Raw genomic sequence first — 14,661 nt, 5'->3', positions numbered from 1 at the left:
AATTTCATGTCTTTAGATAAACAACGTCAAACCTATCTACTTAGTTGGTTAAAACAGCACGCAAAACTACATAAAGCTGATTTGCGTGCTTCACTATTAACTGGCCTTTTACTCACTATTTTGATCATTGTTCAAGCAGCGCTATTGGCTATTATTTTGCAAAAATTAATTATTGAACAACGTAATTTAAATAAAGTACTGCCCTATTTTTTAGCGCTCGTCATTACCTTTCTAGCGCGTGCTGCATTGATTTATTTTCGTGAAAAAATCAACTTTTCATTGGCTACAAAAATTCGCAAAAACATTCGACACCAGCTTATCAATCAACTTGAATTACTAGGCCCGGCTTATCTGAATCAGAGCACTACAGGTGCTTGGAGCACTTTACTCATTGAACAAGTTGACAAGCTGCACGATTTTTTTGCTCGTTATCTGCCTCAAATGCGGCTAGCGAGTATGGTTCCTATATTAATTTTCTTTGCTATTTTACCGTTCAACTGGGCTGCGGCAGGTATATTACTATGTACAGCCCCACTTATTCCTATCTTCATGATTTTAGTTGGAATGGGGGCTGCCGATATTAATCGTCGCCATTTTAAAGCACTCGCTTACCTTAGTGGGCATTTTTTAGATCGCCTAAAAGGACTAGCAACCATTCGGTTATTCAATCAAGGTGATAAACAAGCCAAACAAATAACCCAAGCATCTGAAGATTTTCGCATCAAAACCATGCAAGTATTAAAAGTAGCATTCTTATCCTCTGCGGTATTAGAATTTTTCACTTCAATATCAATTGCAATTGTTGCAGTCTATTTTGGTTTTTCTTATCTAGGTGAATTTAATTTTGGTTCATACAATAGCACAGTGACGTTATTTGCAGGCTTTTTTGCGCTTATCTTAGCGCCTGAATATTTTCAACCACTACGCGATCTTGGCACATATTATCACGCCAAAGCAGAAGCGATTGCAGCAGCCGATAATATCGAAACATTTTTAAGCCAACAGCAACCAAAACAAGCAAGTCATAACTTACAAACCAATATTGAATTTAAGCAAACATTACAGACGATTAAAGCAACTAATTTAATCGTCATGTCTAGCGAAGGCTTGCCTATTGTAGGGCCTTTAACTTTCACGCTAAAGGCACCGTTCAATCTAGCTTTGATAGGAACCAGTGGTGAAGGCAAAACGTCATTAATGAATGTATTATTGGGCTTTTTACCCTACCAAGGATCGCTAACCATTAATGATATTGAATTTAGCCAAATAGAGATTAAAACATGGCAACAACAAATTAGTTGGATTGGTCAAAATCCTTACTTAATTAATGGCACTGTGCGCGAAAACATTTTACTGGGTAAACAAAATGCATCAGACCAAGAACTCGAAACCGTCATAAAAAAAGCGCAATTACTAGATGTTATAGCCAAATTGCCCTCTGGTATAGATACACAAGTAGGGGAAGATGCAGTGAGACTATCAGTTGGGCAAGCCCAACGTATAGCGTTAGCTAGAGCAATGTTAAAACCGTGTCAATTATTGATTCTTGACGAACCCACAGCCAGCTTAGATAAGCAAACGGTACAGCAAATTGATCAACAACATATTGCGATCAACACGATTACCATTACTCACCAAAATGAAGATATGCAACAGTATGATCAAATATGGCAATTGTCACAGGGAAAACTACAGAGTATTAACGGCAAGGAGCATGCATGTTAGCCATTTTACGCCCCTATATTGCACTGTATAAACACTATTTTTGGCAAATTATTTTGGGATTATCACTGTCTATACTGACGTTATTTGCCAGTGTTTTTTTATTATCTTTATCCGGTTGGTTTTTAGCCTCAACAGCGGTAGTTGGTGTTGCAGGTTTGTATACGTTTAATTATATGTTACCGGCGGCAGGTGTACGTGCGGCAGCAATTACACGAACAGCTTCACGCTATATGCAACGCTTAGTGGATCATAACACGACCTTTAAAATTTTAGCGTATTTAAGAACGTTGGCCTTTAAAAAAATATTGCCGCTAAGTGCTAATCAATTAGCGCATTATCAAAAAGCTGACTTACTTAATCGTTTTATTGTTGATATTGATGCACTAGATCATCTTTATTTAAAATTATTTTCACCAATTGTAACGGCATTAGTCATGATTGTGCTGCTATTTATTGGATTAAGTACCATTAATCTACCCATTGCATTAATCATTTGTATTATACTTACGGTAACCCTACTTGCTGTGCCCATTATTTTTTATTATGCTGGTAAGCAATTGGGTGAACAGCTAGCTCAGCAACAAAGTGAGTATCGATCGCTGTTAATCAATTATTTACAAGGGCAAGCTGAGCTCACTTTATTTAACGCACAATGCCGTTACCGAATTAAACTAGATGAACTTGAATCTAACTGGCTTTACAACCAACAACGTCAATCAACCTTAGTGGCATTATCAACCGCACTGGTTATACTAATTGCAGGCTTTCTAACATTACTGGTGCTTTGGCTCATAACCCAATATACCTTATCACCGCTCGTTGCATTATTTGTATTTGTTTGCCTTGCCAGTAACGAAATTGTAATGCCAATTCCAGGGGCATTTATCTTTTTAGGTCAAGTCATTGCCTCGGCAAAACGTACAACGAATATTCTCAACCAAACACCCGATATACAGTTTGTTGAACATGGCAAAACAATTGATTTAAATTCAGCGAAATTACAATTTGATCACATAAATTTTAGTTATCCAAATCAACCTTTTGCGATATTAACCCATTTTTCATTAACGGTTGAAGCTGGAGCACATGTAGCATTAGTGGGTAAAACCGGTTGCGGCAAATCAACATTACTAAGTTTAGTCACGCGTAGCTGGCAACCCAATTCTGGTACTATTTTTATTAATAACACGCCTATCGAACAACTCGATGAGCCAACTTTGCGCAAAGTCATTGCCGTTGTACCCCAAGTTATCACTATTTTTAGTGATAGCCTTCGTCAAAATCTACTTATTGGTAATGACCAAGCATCAGATAAGCAATTAAAAGAGGTATTACATCAAGTCGAACTGGACAAACTACTTGCAACCGAACAAGGATTAGATTTACCCCTTGGACAAGGTGGACGAACATTATCGGGAGGCGAAATTCGACGAATAGGTATCGCAAGAGCTTTACTCCACAACTCGCCTTTGATCTTGATGGATGAACCAACTGAAAGTCTCGATCAACAAACCGAACAGCAGATAATTCAATTAATTAAACAGACATGTGCTGGAAAAACGTTACTTATGGTTACTCATCGTTTAACCAATAATCCATTATTTGATCGGGTTATTACACTTTAAGTTATAGTTACATTTCCCTACTCCCCAATGATCACAACGTTTATTGGGGATAGCTAGTGATTGTTAAGTGAGTAAACGGCTAAATTAATTTTGCTACCAAAAGTTCGGCGTATTATCACCACCATTCTATTTAAAAAATATGCTATAATGACGCTTTATATTTAACAGTAGAGAGATTATTTTGCAACAATCGTTACAAGATTTTATTATTGATAAAATTGATGATCTAAAAGGCAAAGACATTGTTACCCTAGATGTGCGAGGCAAATCAAGTATTACAGATTATATGATTATCTGTACTGGTACGTCTAATCGTCACGTTGCCTCAATAGCTGGACATTTACTCGATGAAGCAAAAAAACAAGGATATTTGGTCTTAGGTAGTGAAGGTCAAAATGATGCAGATTGGGTAGTGGTTGATATGGATTCAGTTATCGTACATATTATGCAGGAACAAAGCCGACAACTATACGAACTGGAAAAACTGTGGAGTTAATCTAGTGAAGATTCAACTTATTGCTGTTGGCAACAAAATGCCTCATTGGGTTACAACAGCTTTTGATGATTATTGTTCCCGCTTTCCTAAAGATATGCCTTTAGAACTAATTGAAATTCCTGCCGGTAAGCGCACCAAAAATGCGGATATTGTCCGCATTTTAGATAAAGAGGGTGAAATGATGTTAAATGCTTGCGGTAAAGGTAATCGCATTGTCACACTCGATATTCCTGGTAAAGCATATACAACACACAATTTAGCTCAACAATTAGAGCGCTGGAAAACCGATGGTCGCGATGTGAGCTTACTGATTGGTGGTCCTGAAGGTCTTTCTCCTGCATGTAAAATTGCAGCTGAACAGAGTTGGTCACTTTCTCCACTTACTTTACCCCATCCACTGGTACGGGTAATTGTTGCCGAAAGTTTATATCGCGCTTGGAGCTTGACCACCAATCACCCTTATCATCGTGAATAATCGTCATTAGGAAAATAAAATGAGCGAAATTATTTTAGATTTGCAAATCGCAAGTGAAGAAACTGACAACCTACCGAGCGAAACACAAATAATGCAGTGGTTAGATGTGATTTTACCACAATTTATGGATCAAGCAGAAATTACCATCCGCATTGTTGACCAAGCTGAAAGCCAACAGCTAAACAATACTTATCGCCATAAAGATAAACCGACTAATGTATTATCTTTTCCATTTGAATCACCGATTGAAATTGATGTGCCACTATTAGGCGATTTAATCATATGTAAGCAGGTGGTAGAAGCTGAAGCGCAAGAGCAACATAAATCACTAACTTCACATTGGGCGCATATGATTGTTCATGGTTGCTTACACCTATTAGGTTATGATCATATCCTTGACGAAGAAGCCGAAGAAATGGAAAATATTGAAATAGACATTATGCGGCAATTAGGCTTTGATAATCCTTATCAAGCAATTGACTAATGTAAGCATTTAGTTAATATAACTATCTACCACAACTAATTAAACAATAAATCAAAACAAAGGAAGAGAGCAAATGAGTGATGATAATCACCGGAGAACCAAAAAAGGGTTTACACTATGGTTAAGTCAGTTATTTAATTCAGAACCAAAAGATAAAGAAGAACTGATCGAAGTTATCCGCGAAGCAGAAGAAAACGAACTCATCGATCCTGATACGCTTGATATGATTGAAGGTGTGATGGATATTGCAGAACAACGCGTTCGTGACATTATGATTCCCCGCTCTCAAATAATCACAATCAAAGACAATTACACGCTTGATCAATGTTTAGATATCATTTCTGAACATGGACACTCTCGTTATCCTGTGATCAGTGAAGATAGAGATCACATCGAAGGTGTGCTACTTGCCAAAGATTTACTGATTTTTATTCGCCAAGGTGTTGCTGATTTTGATTTAAAAAAAATCCTACGACCAACGGTCATTGTGCCCGAAAGTAAACGTGTTGACCATATGTTGAAAGAGTTTCGTATGCAGCGTTACCATATGGCAATGGCCATTGATGAATTTGGTGGTATATCAGGACTGGTTACTATCGAAGATATTCTAGAGCTGATTGTTGGTGATATCGAAGATGAATACGATGAAGTCGAAGATCGTAATATTCGTCGTTTATCTCAATCCGTTTATACCGTCCGAGCGCTTACACCTGTTGAAGACTTCAATGAAATTTTTGCAACTTCATTTAGTGATGATGAAATGGATACCATTGGTGGACTGGTTATGCAACACTTCGGTCGTTTACCGTTACGCGGCGAAAGTATCTTGATTGATGGCTATCAATTTAAAGTGACGATAGTCGATCGCCGGCGTATCATTCAATTACATGTAACAATCCCTGAAGGTGCAACTATACCTAATTTAGAGCTACCAGAAAATGCTTAAACACCTTTTCCTAAGTTTAATTTTGGGGGGCATAGCTGTTTTTAGTTATGCGCCTTTTCATATTTGGCCGTTAGCTTTTATCTCATTTATTGGTCTATTATGGTTAATTGCTGACAAATCCAGAAAACAGGCCTTATTGATAGGGTTAACTTGGGGGATAGGTTATTTTGTTGGTGGCGTGCATTGGATTTATATCAGTATCAAACAATATGGTGAATTACCCACCGCAATGGCTATTGTCATATTGGGACTATTAATTGCCTATTTATCGCTTTATCCAATGCTCTTTGCACTGTTATTAAGAACGCTGGATCGCTATGCTCCTGCCTTTTCTTTTAAACAACTTGTTATTACTGCACCTGTAATTTGGCAATTTAGCGAATTTCTACGTGGCTATATTTTAACAGGATTTGCTTGGCTAGAGCTTGGATATAGCCAACTAGATAGCCCTTTGCGTGCATATTTTCCTATTATTGGTATAGAAGGGGTTAACTTAATTACTAGTATTATCTGTGGATTAATACTTTATATTTTACACCAATTGCGCTCCAAGGTTCATAAAAAGCACGTGCTTGGTGCGATAATTGCACTAATAGCGATCTTTATTGCACCAATTTCACTCAAAGATATTAATTGGACAACTGTAGATCAGAATCGTATAGCCAACTTTTCGTTAATCCAAGGCAATATTCCACAATCATTACGTTGGAATAGTGAACAATTGGAAAGCACGTTAAAAACTTATTATCAACTCACACAACAATCTTTAGGCAAAGATAAAATCATCATCTGGTCAGAAGCGAGCATCACTGACTTCGAAATAAATCAACAACCCTTTTTATATTATTTAGATAACCAAGCGAGAGCTAAAGGTTCCGAAATAGCGGTGGGTATTATTGATTACCGTTTAAAAAACGCTGAAGACCAAGCTAACGGTGATATTTACAATACGCTCTTAGTGTTAGGAGGTAAAGAAGCTTATCAGTATCCTACAACCAATCGTTATCAAAAACATCATTTAGTCCCTTTTGGTGAATTTATTCCGTTAGAATCTGTACTTGAACCGATTGCCGCATTGCTAGACATTCCTATGTCATCAATGAAACAAGGCGATAAAAAGCAACCCCAATTAACAATGCAAGGATTTAAATTTACAACGGCAATCTGCTACGAAGTGATTTTATCTAATTATATATGGCATAACTTCCAACCTGATACTGACTTTTTACTGACTGTATCAAATGATGCTTGGTTTGGTGATAGTATTGGGCCAAAACAACATCTACAAATGGCACAAGCAAGAGCATTAGAGTTTGGCAGACCCTTAATCCGTAGTACCAATAATGGCATAACTGCAATTATTGATAAAAAAGGCTATATTATTCAACAAATACCTGCATTTACTGAAGGTGTGTTAAATGCAACATTATCCCCAACCACTGGTTTAACCCCTTATGCAAAATGGGGAAATCTACCTTATTATGTTCTTATCCTATTCATGTGTATTATCACTTTTATAAAAAAACGTTCATAATTTAATATACTGGCATAATTATTGCTTAAATTAAATTGAGTTCCAACTAAAACCTGAGGCTTCATTAATTGCTAAAAATGCAAAATATCAATTAATGTATCTAGCTCCAATAATCTATAAATAAACAGTAAAAAGTACTTTTATGCTAAAAAATAAGTTATAATATACGCCCTTTGTAAAAATATTAAATAAATTTAATATGATACAAAATAAACAGTAGGAGATGACTATGAACAAAAAAACAAAATTAACCAAATTAGTTTTATCATTTGCAATGTTAGGTCTAATGGCTGGAACTGCAGTTGCAGAAGAACTCAGTGGCACATTAGCTAAAATCAAAGAAAGTGGTGTGATTGTTGTTGGTCATCGCGAATCGTCAATTCCGTTTTCCTACTACGGTGATAATCAAGAAGTTATTGGTTATTCGCAAGATTATTCTAATTTAATTGTCGATGCAGTTAAAAAAGAACTTAATTTACCAAATCTTAAAGTAAAATATTTACCAGTTACGTCTAAAACACGTATTCAACTACTAAATAACTACACTTATGATTTTGAATGCGGTTCGACAACGAATAATCTTGAACGTCAAAAAACTGTCGATTTTTCAGATAGTATTTTTATTGTTGGTACGCGCTTTTTAGTAAAAGCGGACAGTAATATTAAAAGTATTGAAGATCTTAAAGGCAAAAATGTGGTTACCACTGCCGGCACAACGTCTGAAATTCGTTTAAATCAAATCAATGCTAAAGAAAACCTAGGTATTCGTATTATTACCCCTAAAGATCATGGTGATGCATTTAATGCGCTTGAAACAGGACGTGCTGAAGCATTTTTAATGGATGATGCGTTACTTGCTGGGGAACGTTCGCGTGCAATAAAACCAAATGATTGGAAAATTGTTGGCGAACCATTATCTTATGAATCTTATGGCTGTATGTTAAGAAAAGGTGATGTTCAATTTAAACAATTAATGGACAAAACTATTTCTGACGCACAAAAATCAGGAAAAGCACTTGAATCTTACAACAAATGGTTCACTCAACCTGTTCCACCAAAAGGCGCCAACATGGCACTTGAAATTTCACCAAAAATGGTTGAGCTATTTGCAAATCCTAATGATAAAGCATTAGATTAATACTATTCTTATCTTTCTAATCCATGTACTAAATGTATTAACATTTAGTACATAACCTAAATTAGTGAATTAAATATATTATGAGTTTTAATTGGACACTATTTTTTGAACCCACCCCTTATGGTGATGGGATTTACTTAAACTGGCTATTAGATGGCATCTTTGTGACAGTGTCGTTAGCTGTGACCGCTTGGATCATTGCCTTTGTGTTAGGATCTTTGGTCGGGATATGCCGAACACTTGACAATAAGTTTCTTAATAACTTTGCGGCAAGTTATATTCAGCTGTTTCGTAATATTCCATTACTTGTACAGATGTTTTTATGGTATATGTTATTTCCAGAAATTTTAACAGGTAGCTTAAAAACATGGTTTATATCTGGCTTATCGCCAAATGTCAGCTCTTTTATCACAGCAGCAATTGCTTTAGGATTATTTACTTCAGCACGTATCGCAGAACAAGTAAGAACAGGTATTCAGACTTTACCTAAAGGTCAACGTTATGCGGCTATCGCACTTGGATTAACGAATCGTCAAGCATACATATACATTCTATTACCTAATGCTTATAGACGTATAATTCCACCATTAACCTCAGAAATGACGAATATCATTAAAAATTCATCTGTGGCGTCAACTATTGGGCTAATCGATCTCATTGGTCAAATTGATCGCATTAATGAATCGACTAATAGTATTGTGGAGATACTTTGTGGCGTCACTATTGCATTTATGTTAATCAATTATGCAGTACTGACTATTATGCGAATTGTTGAAAAACATACGCGCTTACCTAACATGAATCATGGAGGATAAAATGCAGTTATTCGATTGGATTGCTAATATACCTTCATTAGTATCAGACAACTATCATCTTTTATTAAGTGGTTTATGGTTGACCACAAGAATTACACTCAATGCGGTCGTTTTTGGCATTGTTTGGGGAACAGTGCTTGCATTAATGCGTTTATCAAATAACAAAATACTTAACATATTTGCTAAATGCTATGTGAATTTATTTCGTTCCATCCCACTACTTTTAGTACTGTTATGGTTCTATTTAGCGCTTCCGCAAGTTATTAAATATGTATTTAACTTACCACCTTATGCCGATGTTCGCGTTGTATCAGCAATGATTGCCTTTGCTTTATTTGAAGCAGCTTACTATTCAGAAATTATTCGCGCAGGTATTAACGCTGTCGCTAAAGGCCAATATCACGCTGCTTACGCACTCGGTATGACCAAAGCGCAAGCAATGCGATTAATCATTTTACCGCAAGCATTTAGATCAATGGTACCGCTATTACTCACTCAAGGTATTATCTTATTCCAAGATACATCTTTAGTTTATGTCATGAGCTTGATTGATTTATTTGGCGCAAGTGTGACACAAATCGGCAACGTGCAAGGTGGCACGGTAAAATATTCTATGATTATTTTTGCAGCAGCAAGTTATTTTATAATTTGTTTTACTGCTTCACGTTTAGTTAATTATTTCAAAAAAGGGATAAATCGATGATCTCCTTAGAAAATGTATCAAAATGGTATGGACAATTTCAAGTATTAAAGAACTGCTCAACAAAAGTGGGAAAAGGCGAAGTAGTCGTTGTTTGTGGCCCATCTGGCTCAGGAAAATCAACACTAATTAAAACTGTAAATGGTTTAGAACCTGTACAAAAGGGTAAAATTATTATAGATGGCACAGAAATCACGGATAAATCGACCAACCTAGCTAAACTTCGATCTAAAGTAGGCATGGTGTTTCAGCATTTTGAATTATTTCCCCATTTAACAATATTAAAAAACTTAACCCTTGCTCAAATCAAAGTATTGGGAAGAGCAGATGAAGAGGCGCGTGAAAAAGCTTTAAATCTATTAGAACGTGTAGGTTTACTGGCGCATGCAGATAAATACCCTGCTCAGCTTTCTGGTGGACAACAGCAACGAGTAGCAATTGCCCGTGCACTTTGTATGGATCCTATTGTTATGTTATTTGATGAACCAACATCTGCACTCGATCCTGAAATGGTTAATGAAGTGTTGGACGTTATGGTAGAGTTAGCTTATGAAGGTATGACTATGATGGTAGTGACACATGAAATGGGCTTTGCTCGTAAAGTTGCACATCGTGTTATCTTTATGGATGCAGGTGAGATCATCGAAGACACCTCAAAAGAGCAATTCTTTACTAATCCACAATCAGATCGTGCTAAAGACTTTTTAGCAAAGATTATTCATTAATTATCATCATAAAAATAAACAGCACTTGGTTAATATAGCAAGTGCTGTTTACCTAGATTACTGCTTATCATCTACATAAAAAAAATTATGTAGATAAATCATTCTTCATGATGCATTAACAACGTTTATTTTTATCTAGTTAGTTTGACAAAAAACCTTCACTAAAATTGATGAGTTATCATTGCAAGTCAAATATTGCCAGTAATGAGATATATCTAAATAGCTTAACAATAAATAAGGATTGATTTAAGAAAATAATAAACTATGCACCATCAATTTGGTATTTTAAAAATGCATAACAAATTATTCCAGAAGCTATGTCTAGACTACCTAAATTATCCTACCCGCTAATTATATTTACGAACTTAAACAGCTTAGCGCTATTATTGACTAAAACAATTAGCAAACTTTTTAGACTAAAAACGTTACCATCACTATGTTATGGGCAAGTATTTTCTATTTGTTGAGCTAACCCACTTTCACGATGTATTTGACTTTTGACGGAAAGCGCTAAAATTTGAGTATCGGCATAAATCGATACAGTTTTTTTAGCTCGCGTAATTGCAGTATAAAGTAAAGAGCGATTGAGTAATGGTGAATAATCAGTTGGCAATATAATATTTACATCATCAAATTCTGAACCCTGTGATTTATGAATAGTCATTGCATAAGCCGTTTCATGCTCAGGTAACCTGAAGGGTGAAAACCCTTTGATTGAACCATCAGCAAAAGGAAAATAAACACGTAATTTACTACTATCATGCTCAGCAGGTAGGGCTATGCCAATATCACCATTATATAACCCTAATGCGGCACTATTACGTAAAATCATAATAGGACGGCCGATATACCATGCTTCTTTATTTTTTATGTGAATTAACTTATGGTTAGCTAATAGAGATTCAATTTGTGAGTTTAAGCCGCTAACACCGAACATTCCTGATCGCAAAGCACAAAGCAGGCGATAGTTGGCAAACTTAGCTAAAATGGACATAATATCATTATCACCACTAGACTTTATTGCCTTTAAATAATCTGAATAATGTTTAACACTTTCATTTAAAATAGACTGATAGGTCTGTTTTGATGTTAAATTATAGAAATGAATGTCATTAAATTCATCATTCCTGAGCAGTGCTTTTACCTTGCTAACACTGCCCTCTTTTACCGCATTAGCCAATACACCAATACCTGAGGTTTGATCAAATCGGTAACTTTTTTGTAATAAGCATATACTATCGGTAATTGTTGCAACTTTCTGCTCACTCGGCACAACATAACCGGTTAATTGCGTTAGCTCCTTGGCGCGTGAAGGGCTATAGCCTTTACCAATAAAAGCGCAAAGATCACCAAATACCGCGCCAGCCTCAACCGATGAAAGTTGGTCTTTGTCTCCTAATAGAATTAAACGTGCCGCAACGGGTAATGCATCAATCACTCGCGACATCATATTAAGATCAACCATTGATGCTTCATCAATCACCAATACATCAACGTGAAGAGGATTTTGTTTATTATAATGAAATGAACGATTATCTGCTTTAGCGCCCAATAAACGATGTAAAGTAATGGCTTCTGCCTTAATATTAATTTTTTGATTAACAGGCAATTGTGCTATGGCTTGGCTAAGTGATTCTGTTAACCTTGATGCAGCTTTCCCCGTTGGAGCAGTTGCAACAATGCGAGAATTAGGATTGGTTAACAAAATGCCAGCTAATATTTTAGCCACTGTTGTGGTTTTACCGGTACCAGGTCCACCCGAAATAATAGCCACTTTACGCGTTAACGCCACTGCCACAGCGATTTTTTGCCAATCAATGGACGCCGATCGTTGAGTAAATAATTGATCTAAAATCGTAATTAAATCAGCCTGTGATGCTAATTGTTGTTCAAATGAGGAATAATTAAAATAAGATGCAACTTGCTTTTCATCTAGGTACATACGTTGAAAATAGAGTCTATTATCAATAAATACAAGCGGTGAAAGCAACGTGCCGTCGCTGATTATCTGATTATTTTGTGCTTGCAAAATAGTGGTTAACCAATCTTGCAAAGTGGGGGAAGCTAAATCACGCCAAAGCTGCGGATCATAGTTTTGCTCGTTTATTTGGGAAATATCCAAACAAACATGCCCCGCTCTTACCTCAAAACTGAGCAATAAAACCAAAAAAGCCAAACGTTTAACGACAATATCATCAGTTAGCTGTGATTTTTTTGTTAAAAACTGGGCTAAATGAATATCGAGTAAATTAATTTGACTATTTTGTTTAAACTGATTTAACCACTGTGTTAGCATACGTTATTCGTTTTATCTGATCGTGTTTATAACCCTGAAATTTCACTCACTTTATCCTTTGGATAAGTTAGCTTAAAGCTCAAATTAAGATTTTTAGTTTCTTTAGGGTTTAATTTTAATTGCCAAGACAATAAACCACTTTCTTTATCATAAATTGCGTCGTCATATTTTGCATCTTCAAGCTTGACTATTTTATTTAAAATTACAGGCAATTGATCGTAAATAACAATATCTATTGGTAACGATTTATTATTTTTAACATCAATGGTGTAAGCATATTTTTGCGATATATCATCACCAAAGAAGGAAGGCTTTGATGTTTCATTTAAATTTCTATCGCGTGAAATAAAAATATTTTTATCATGTCCAAGGGACAGATCCAGTGTATCTTTCACGCCTTTGGTTGTAATAAAACTTTCACCTAGATAATCGCCATTAAAAAATACTGTCGATTTTCCAGGTAAAAGATTCAATTTATCCCAATCAGAAATTTGCGCTTCTAAATATACATTGCTACTTAATTTTGGCGAAGCAATATAATGATATTGAGCCAGAACTTCTTTATTTTGTAAAGTAAGTATATTACCGTAACTGTTAGATTTTATCGTATAAGGTAATTTTACATTAAAATGAGTATTAATACCCAAATTGTCAATCAACACATTATCTGAAGCGCTTTCAAAAGCCAGACGATCTAAGGTTTTTACAGCAGTGGTACTAATATCATTATATCTTTTTTCACTGCTAGCTAAAAAAGGGCCATTTTTTTCAGAAAATACATCAATTTGCCAAGGCATTAACTTAGGTGCAGTTATGCCTTCTTTAGGGTTTGATGTAGATAAACTAAAATCGACATTTTGCCAATCTAAACCACTATTTTGATAAATATCCGCTTTATAAGTTAATTGCAAGTTAGAATTAATATCGGCAACACGAATATCATATACAGGAGACCAACCAGCATCATTAATGACATAAGATAATGTCACTGGTAAAGTGATTGCTTTATCTGAGTAGACTTTTACATTAATGACATTTGTTAAACCATTGGTTGACTCATTTTTAAGGTTATCGATTTTTTCTTGAATATCGGCGATTTGTGTATCTGTCTGAGCAAGTTCTTTTTGTAATTTATTTTGTTCATTGAGAAAGGTTACCAAATTGGTTTTAACAAAATCTAACACATTTTTCATGTTGTTAAGATCATCATGATCACTTTTAACTAATTGATCAAGTCGATTATTTTTTAGTAGTGCAATTTGCTGGTCAACTGCACTTAATTCAATTGCTGTTCTATCATGGGTATTTTGTAATTGTTGTAATTTGTCTAATAAAGATTTCATTTCTGCACTATCTTCATTATTATCGAGATCTTGATTATTAACGCCGATTGACAATATTTTAATATTTGCATCATTACTAAACCCAACATTAATGGAATGAGGATTAACACTATTAGCAATGTTGGTTAGTAAAATCTCATTTTCACCTTTTATTAAAGTTACATTTGACTGACCTTGTAATTCAGCACCTTGTAAAAAAACTGTCACTTTATTCAACGAAACATTATTGGCAAAAACATTGCTTGAAGCTAACGCAATAAAAAAAGTAAGCTTGTATATGTTCATTTTTTCTCCTTTTATTCAATATTTTTATCTTCTAAACAAGAGAATAAAGCCGGTTAACCATACCAACAAAATTG

General features: G+C 35.4%; 13 protein-coding genes. 11 read left to right on the top strand and 2 right to left on the bottom strand.

Translation table 11 applies throughout. The features are described 5' to 3' along the window. The first annotated feature begins 6 nt into the window (after positions 1 to 6). The 11 genes from cydD (at position 7) to J3U59_RS03825 (ending at position 10,663) form a co-directional block, all read left to right on the top strand. Positions 7 to 1,725 carry a heme ABC transporter permease/ATP-binding protein CydD gene (gene cydD, locus J3U59_RS03875; RefSeq protein WP_267333216.1) on the top strand — a complete coding sequence of 573 codons (1,719 nt, stop codon included), beginning with the start codon at positions 7 to 9 and terminating at the stop codon, positions 1,723 to 1,725. Beyond that, positions 1,719 to 3,350, top strand: coding sequence for a heme ABC transporter ATP-binding protein/permease CydC (gene cydC, locus J3U59_RS03870; protein ID WP_267333217.1), 1,632 nt, complete (start codon positions 1,719 to 1,721; stop codon positions 3,348 to 3,350). Before cydD ends, cydC begins: the two co-directional genes overlap by 7 nt. Before the next feature lie 178 nt (positions 3,351 to 3,528). After that, on the top strand, positions 3,529 to 3,846 hold the full coding sequence (gene rsfS / locus J3U59_RS03865; protein WP_065634195.1) for a ribosome silencing factor: 318 nt from the start codon (positions 3,529 to 3,531) through the stop codon (positions 3,844 to 3,846). A 4-nt stretch (positions 3,847 to 3,850) separates the two neighbouring features. Beyond that, on the top strand, positions 3,851 to 4,321 hold the full coding sequence (gene rlmH / locus J3U59_RS03860) for a 23S rRNA (pseudouridine(1915)-N(3))-methyltransferase RlmH (RefSeq protein WP_267333218.1): 471 nt from the start codon (positions 3,851 to 3,853) through the stop codon (positions 4,319 to 4,321). A 19-nt stretch (positions 4,322 to 4,340) separates the two neighbouring features. Next, positions 4,341 to 4,805, top strand: a complete 465-nt coding sequence (ybeY, locus tag J3U59_RS03855; RefSeq protein ID WP_267333219.1) for an rRNA maturation RNase YbeY — start codon at positions 4,341 to 4,343, stop codon at positions 4,803 to 4,805. 73 nt (positions 4,806 to 4,878) lie between these two features. Continuing rightward, positions 4,879 to 5,751 (top strand): CNNM family magnesium/cobalt transport protein CorC, encoded by an 873-nt coding sequence (gene corC / locus J3U59_RS03850; RefSeq protein WP_267333220.1) that lies wholly within the window; start codon positions 4,879 to 4,881, stop codon positions 5,749 to 5,751. Beyond that, a complete protein-coding gene (lnt, locus tag J3U59_RS03845; protein ID WP_267333221.1) occupies positions 5,744 to 7,285 on the top strand; it encodes an apolipoprotein N-acyltransferase in 1,542 nt (513 codons plus the stop codon). Before corC ends, lnt begins: the two co-directional genes overlap by 8 nt. A gap of 229 nt (positions 7,286 to 7,514) precedes the next feature. Further along, a complete protein-coding gene (locus J3U59_RS03840; RefSeq protein WP_267333222.1) occupies positions 7,515 to 8,423 on the top strand; it encodes a glutamate/aspartate ABC transporter substrate-binding protein in 909 nt (302 codons plus the stop codon). Between the two features lie 80 nt (positions 8,424 to 8,503). Beyond that, positions 8,504 to 9,238 (top strand): amino acid ABC transporter permease, encoded by a 735-nt coding sequence (locus tag J3U59_RS03835; RefSeq protein WP_065799040.1) that lies wholly within the window; start codon positions 8,504 to 8,506, stop codon positions 9,236 to 9,238. Between the two features lies 1 nt (position 9,239). Then, a complete protein-coding gene (locus J3U59_RS03830; protein WP_065634202.1) occupies positions 9,240 to 9,941 on the top strand; it encodes an ABC transporter permease subunit in 702 nt (233 codons plus the stop codon). Beyond that, entirely contained in the window at positions 9,938 to 10,663 is a 726-nt protein-coding gene (locus J3U59_RS03825; RefSeq protein WP_065634203.1) for an amino acid ABC transporter ATP-binding protein, read from the top strand. The genes J3U59_RS03830 and J3U59_RS03825 overlap by 4 nt, the downstream gene beginning before the upstream one ends. A 439-nt stretch (positions 10,664 to 11,102) precedes the next feature. Here the strand turns inward: J3U59_RS03825 and recD are convergent, their stop codons facing one another. Then, the gene (gene recD, locus J3U59_RS03820) at positions 11,103 to 12,959 is read right to left on the bottom strand and encodes an exodeoxyribonuclease V subunit alpha (protein WP_267333223.1); all 1,857 of its coding nucleotides are present in this window, start codon (positions 12,957 to 12,959) and stop codon (positions 11,103 to 11,105) included. Between the two features lie 26 nt (positions 12,960 to 12,985). Next, entirely contained in the window at positions 12,986 to 14,587 is a 1,602-nt protein-coding gene (locus J3U59_RS03815) for a DUF4139 domain-containing protein (RefSeq protein ID WP_267333224.1), read from the bottom strand. Positions 14,588 to 14,661: the final 74 nt, after the last annotated feature.

The sequence above is a fragment of the Gilliamella sp. B3783 genome (assembly GCF_026536125.1).
In the GTDB taxonomy this organism is placed as follows: domain Bacteria; phylum Pseudomonadota; class Gammaproteobacteria; order Enterobacterales; family Orbaceae; genus Gilliamella.
Note: the sequence above shows the minus strand (reverse complement) of the source record. Positions and strands in the feature narration are given on the sequence as shown.

What these genes read in the sequence shown, in the direction of transcription:
- cydD (WP_267333216.1), top strand. Translation starts at nt 7, where the DNA reads ATGTCTTTAGATAAACAACGTCAAACCTATCTACTTAGTTGGTTAAAA.
- cydC (WP_267333217.1), top strand. Translation starts at nt 1,719, where the DNA reads ATGTTAGCCATTTTACGCCCCTATATTGCACTGTATAAACACTATTTT.
- ybeY (WP_267333219.1), top strand. Translation starts at nt 4,341, where the DNA reads ATGAGCGAAATTATTTTAGATTTGCAAATCGCAAGTGAAGAAACTGAC.
- corC (WP_267333220.1), top strand. Translation starts at nt 4,879, where the DNA reads ATGAGTGATGATAATCACCGGAGAACCAAAAAAGGGTTTACACTATGG.
- lnt (WP_267333221.1), top strand. Translation starts at nt 5,744, where the DNA reads ATGCTTAAACACCTTTTCCTAAGTTTAATTTTGGGGGGCATAGCTGTT.
- J3U59_RS03840 (WP_267333222.1), top strand. Translation starts at nt 7,515, where the DNA reads ATGAACAAAAAAACAAAATTAACCAAATTAGTTTTATCATTTGCAATG.
- J3U59_RS03835 (WP_065799040.1), top strand. Translation starts at nt 8,504, where the DNA reads ATGAGTTTTAATTGGACACTATTTTTTGAACCCACCCCTTATGGTGAT.
- J3U59_RS03830 (WP_065634202.1), top strand. Translation starts at nt 9,240, where the DNA reads ATGCAGTTATTCGATTGGATTGCTAATATACCTTCATTAGTATCAGAC.
- J3U59_RS03825 (WP_065634203.1), top strand. Translation starts at nt 9,938, where the DNA reads ATGATCTCCTTAGAAAATGTATCAAAATGGTATGGACAATTTCAAGTA.
- recD (WP_267333223.1), bottom strand. Translation starts at nt 12,959, where the DNA reads ATGCTAACACAGTGGTTAAATCAGTTTAAACAAAATAGTCAAATTAAT.
- J3U59_RS03815 (WP_267333224.1), bottom strand. Translation starts at nt 14,587, where the DNA reads ATGAACATATACAAGCTTACTTTTTTTATTGCGTTAGCTTCAAGCAAT.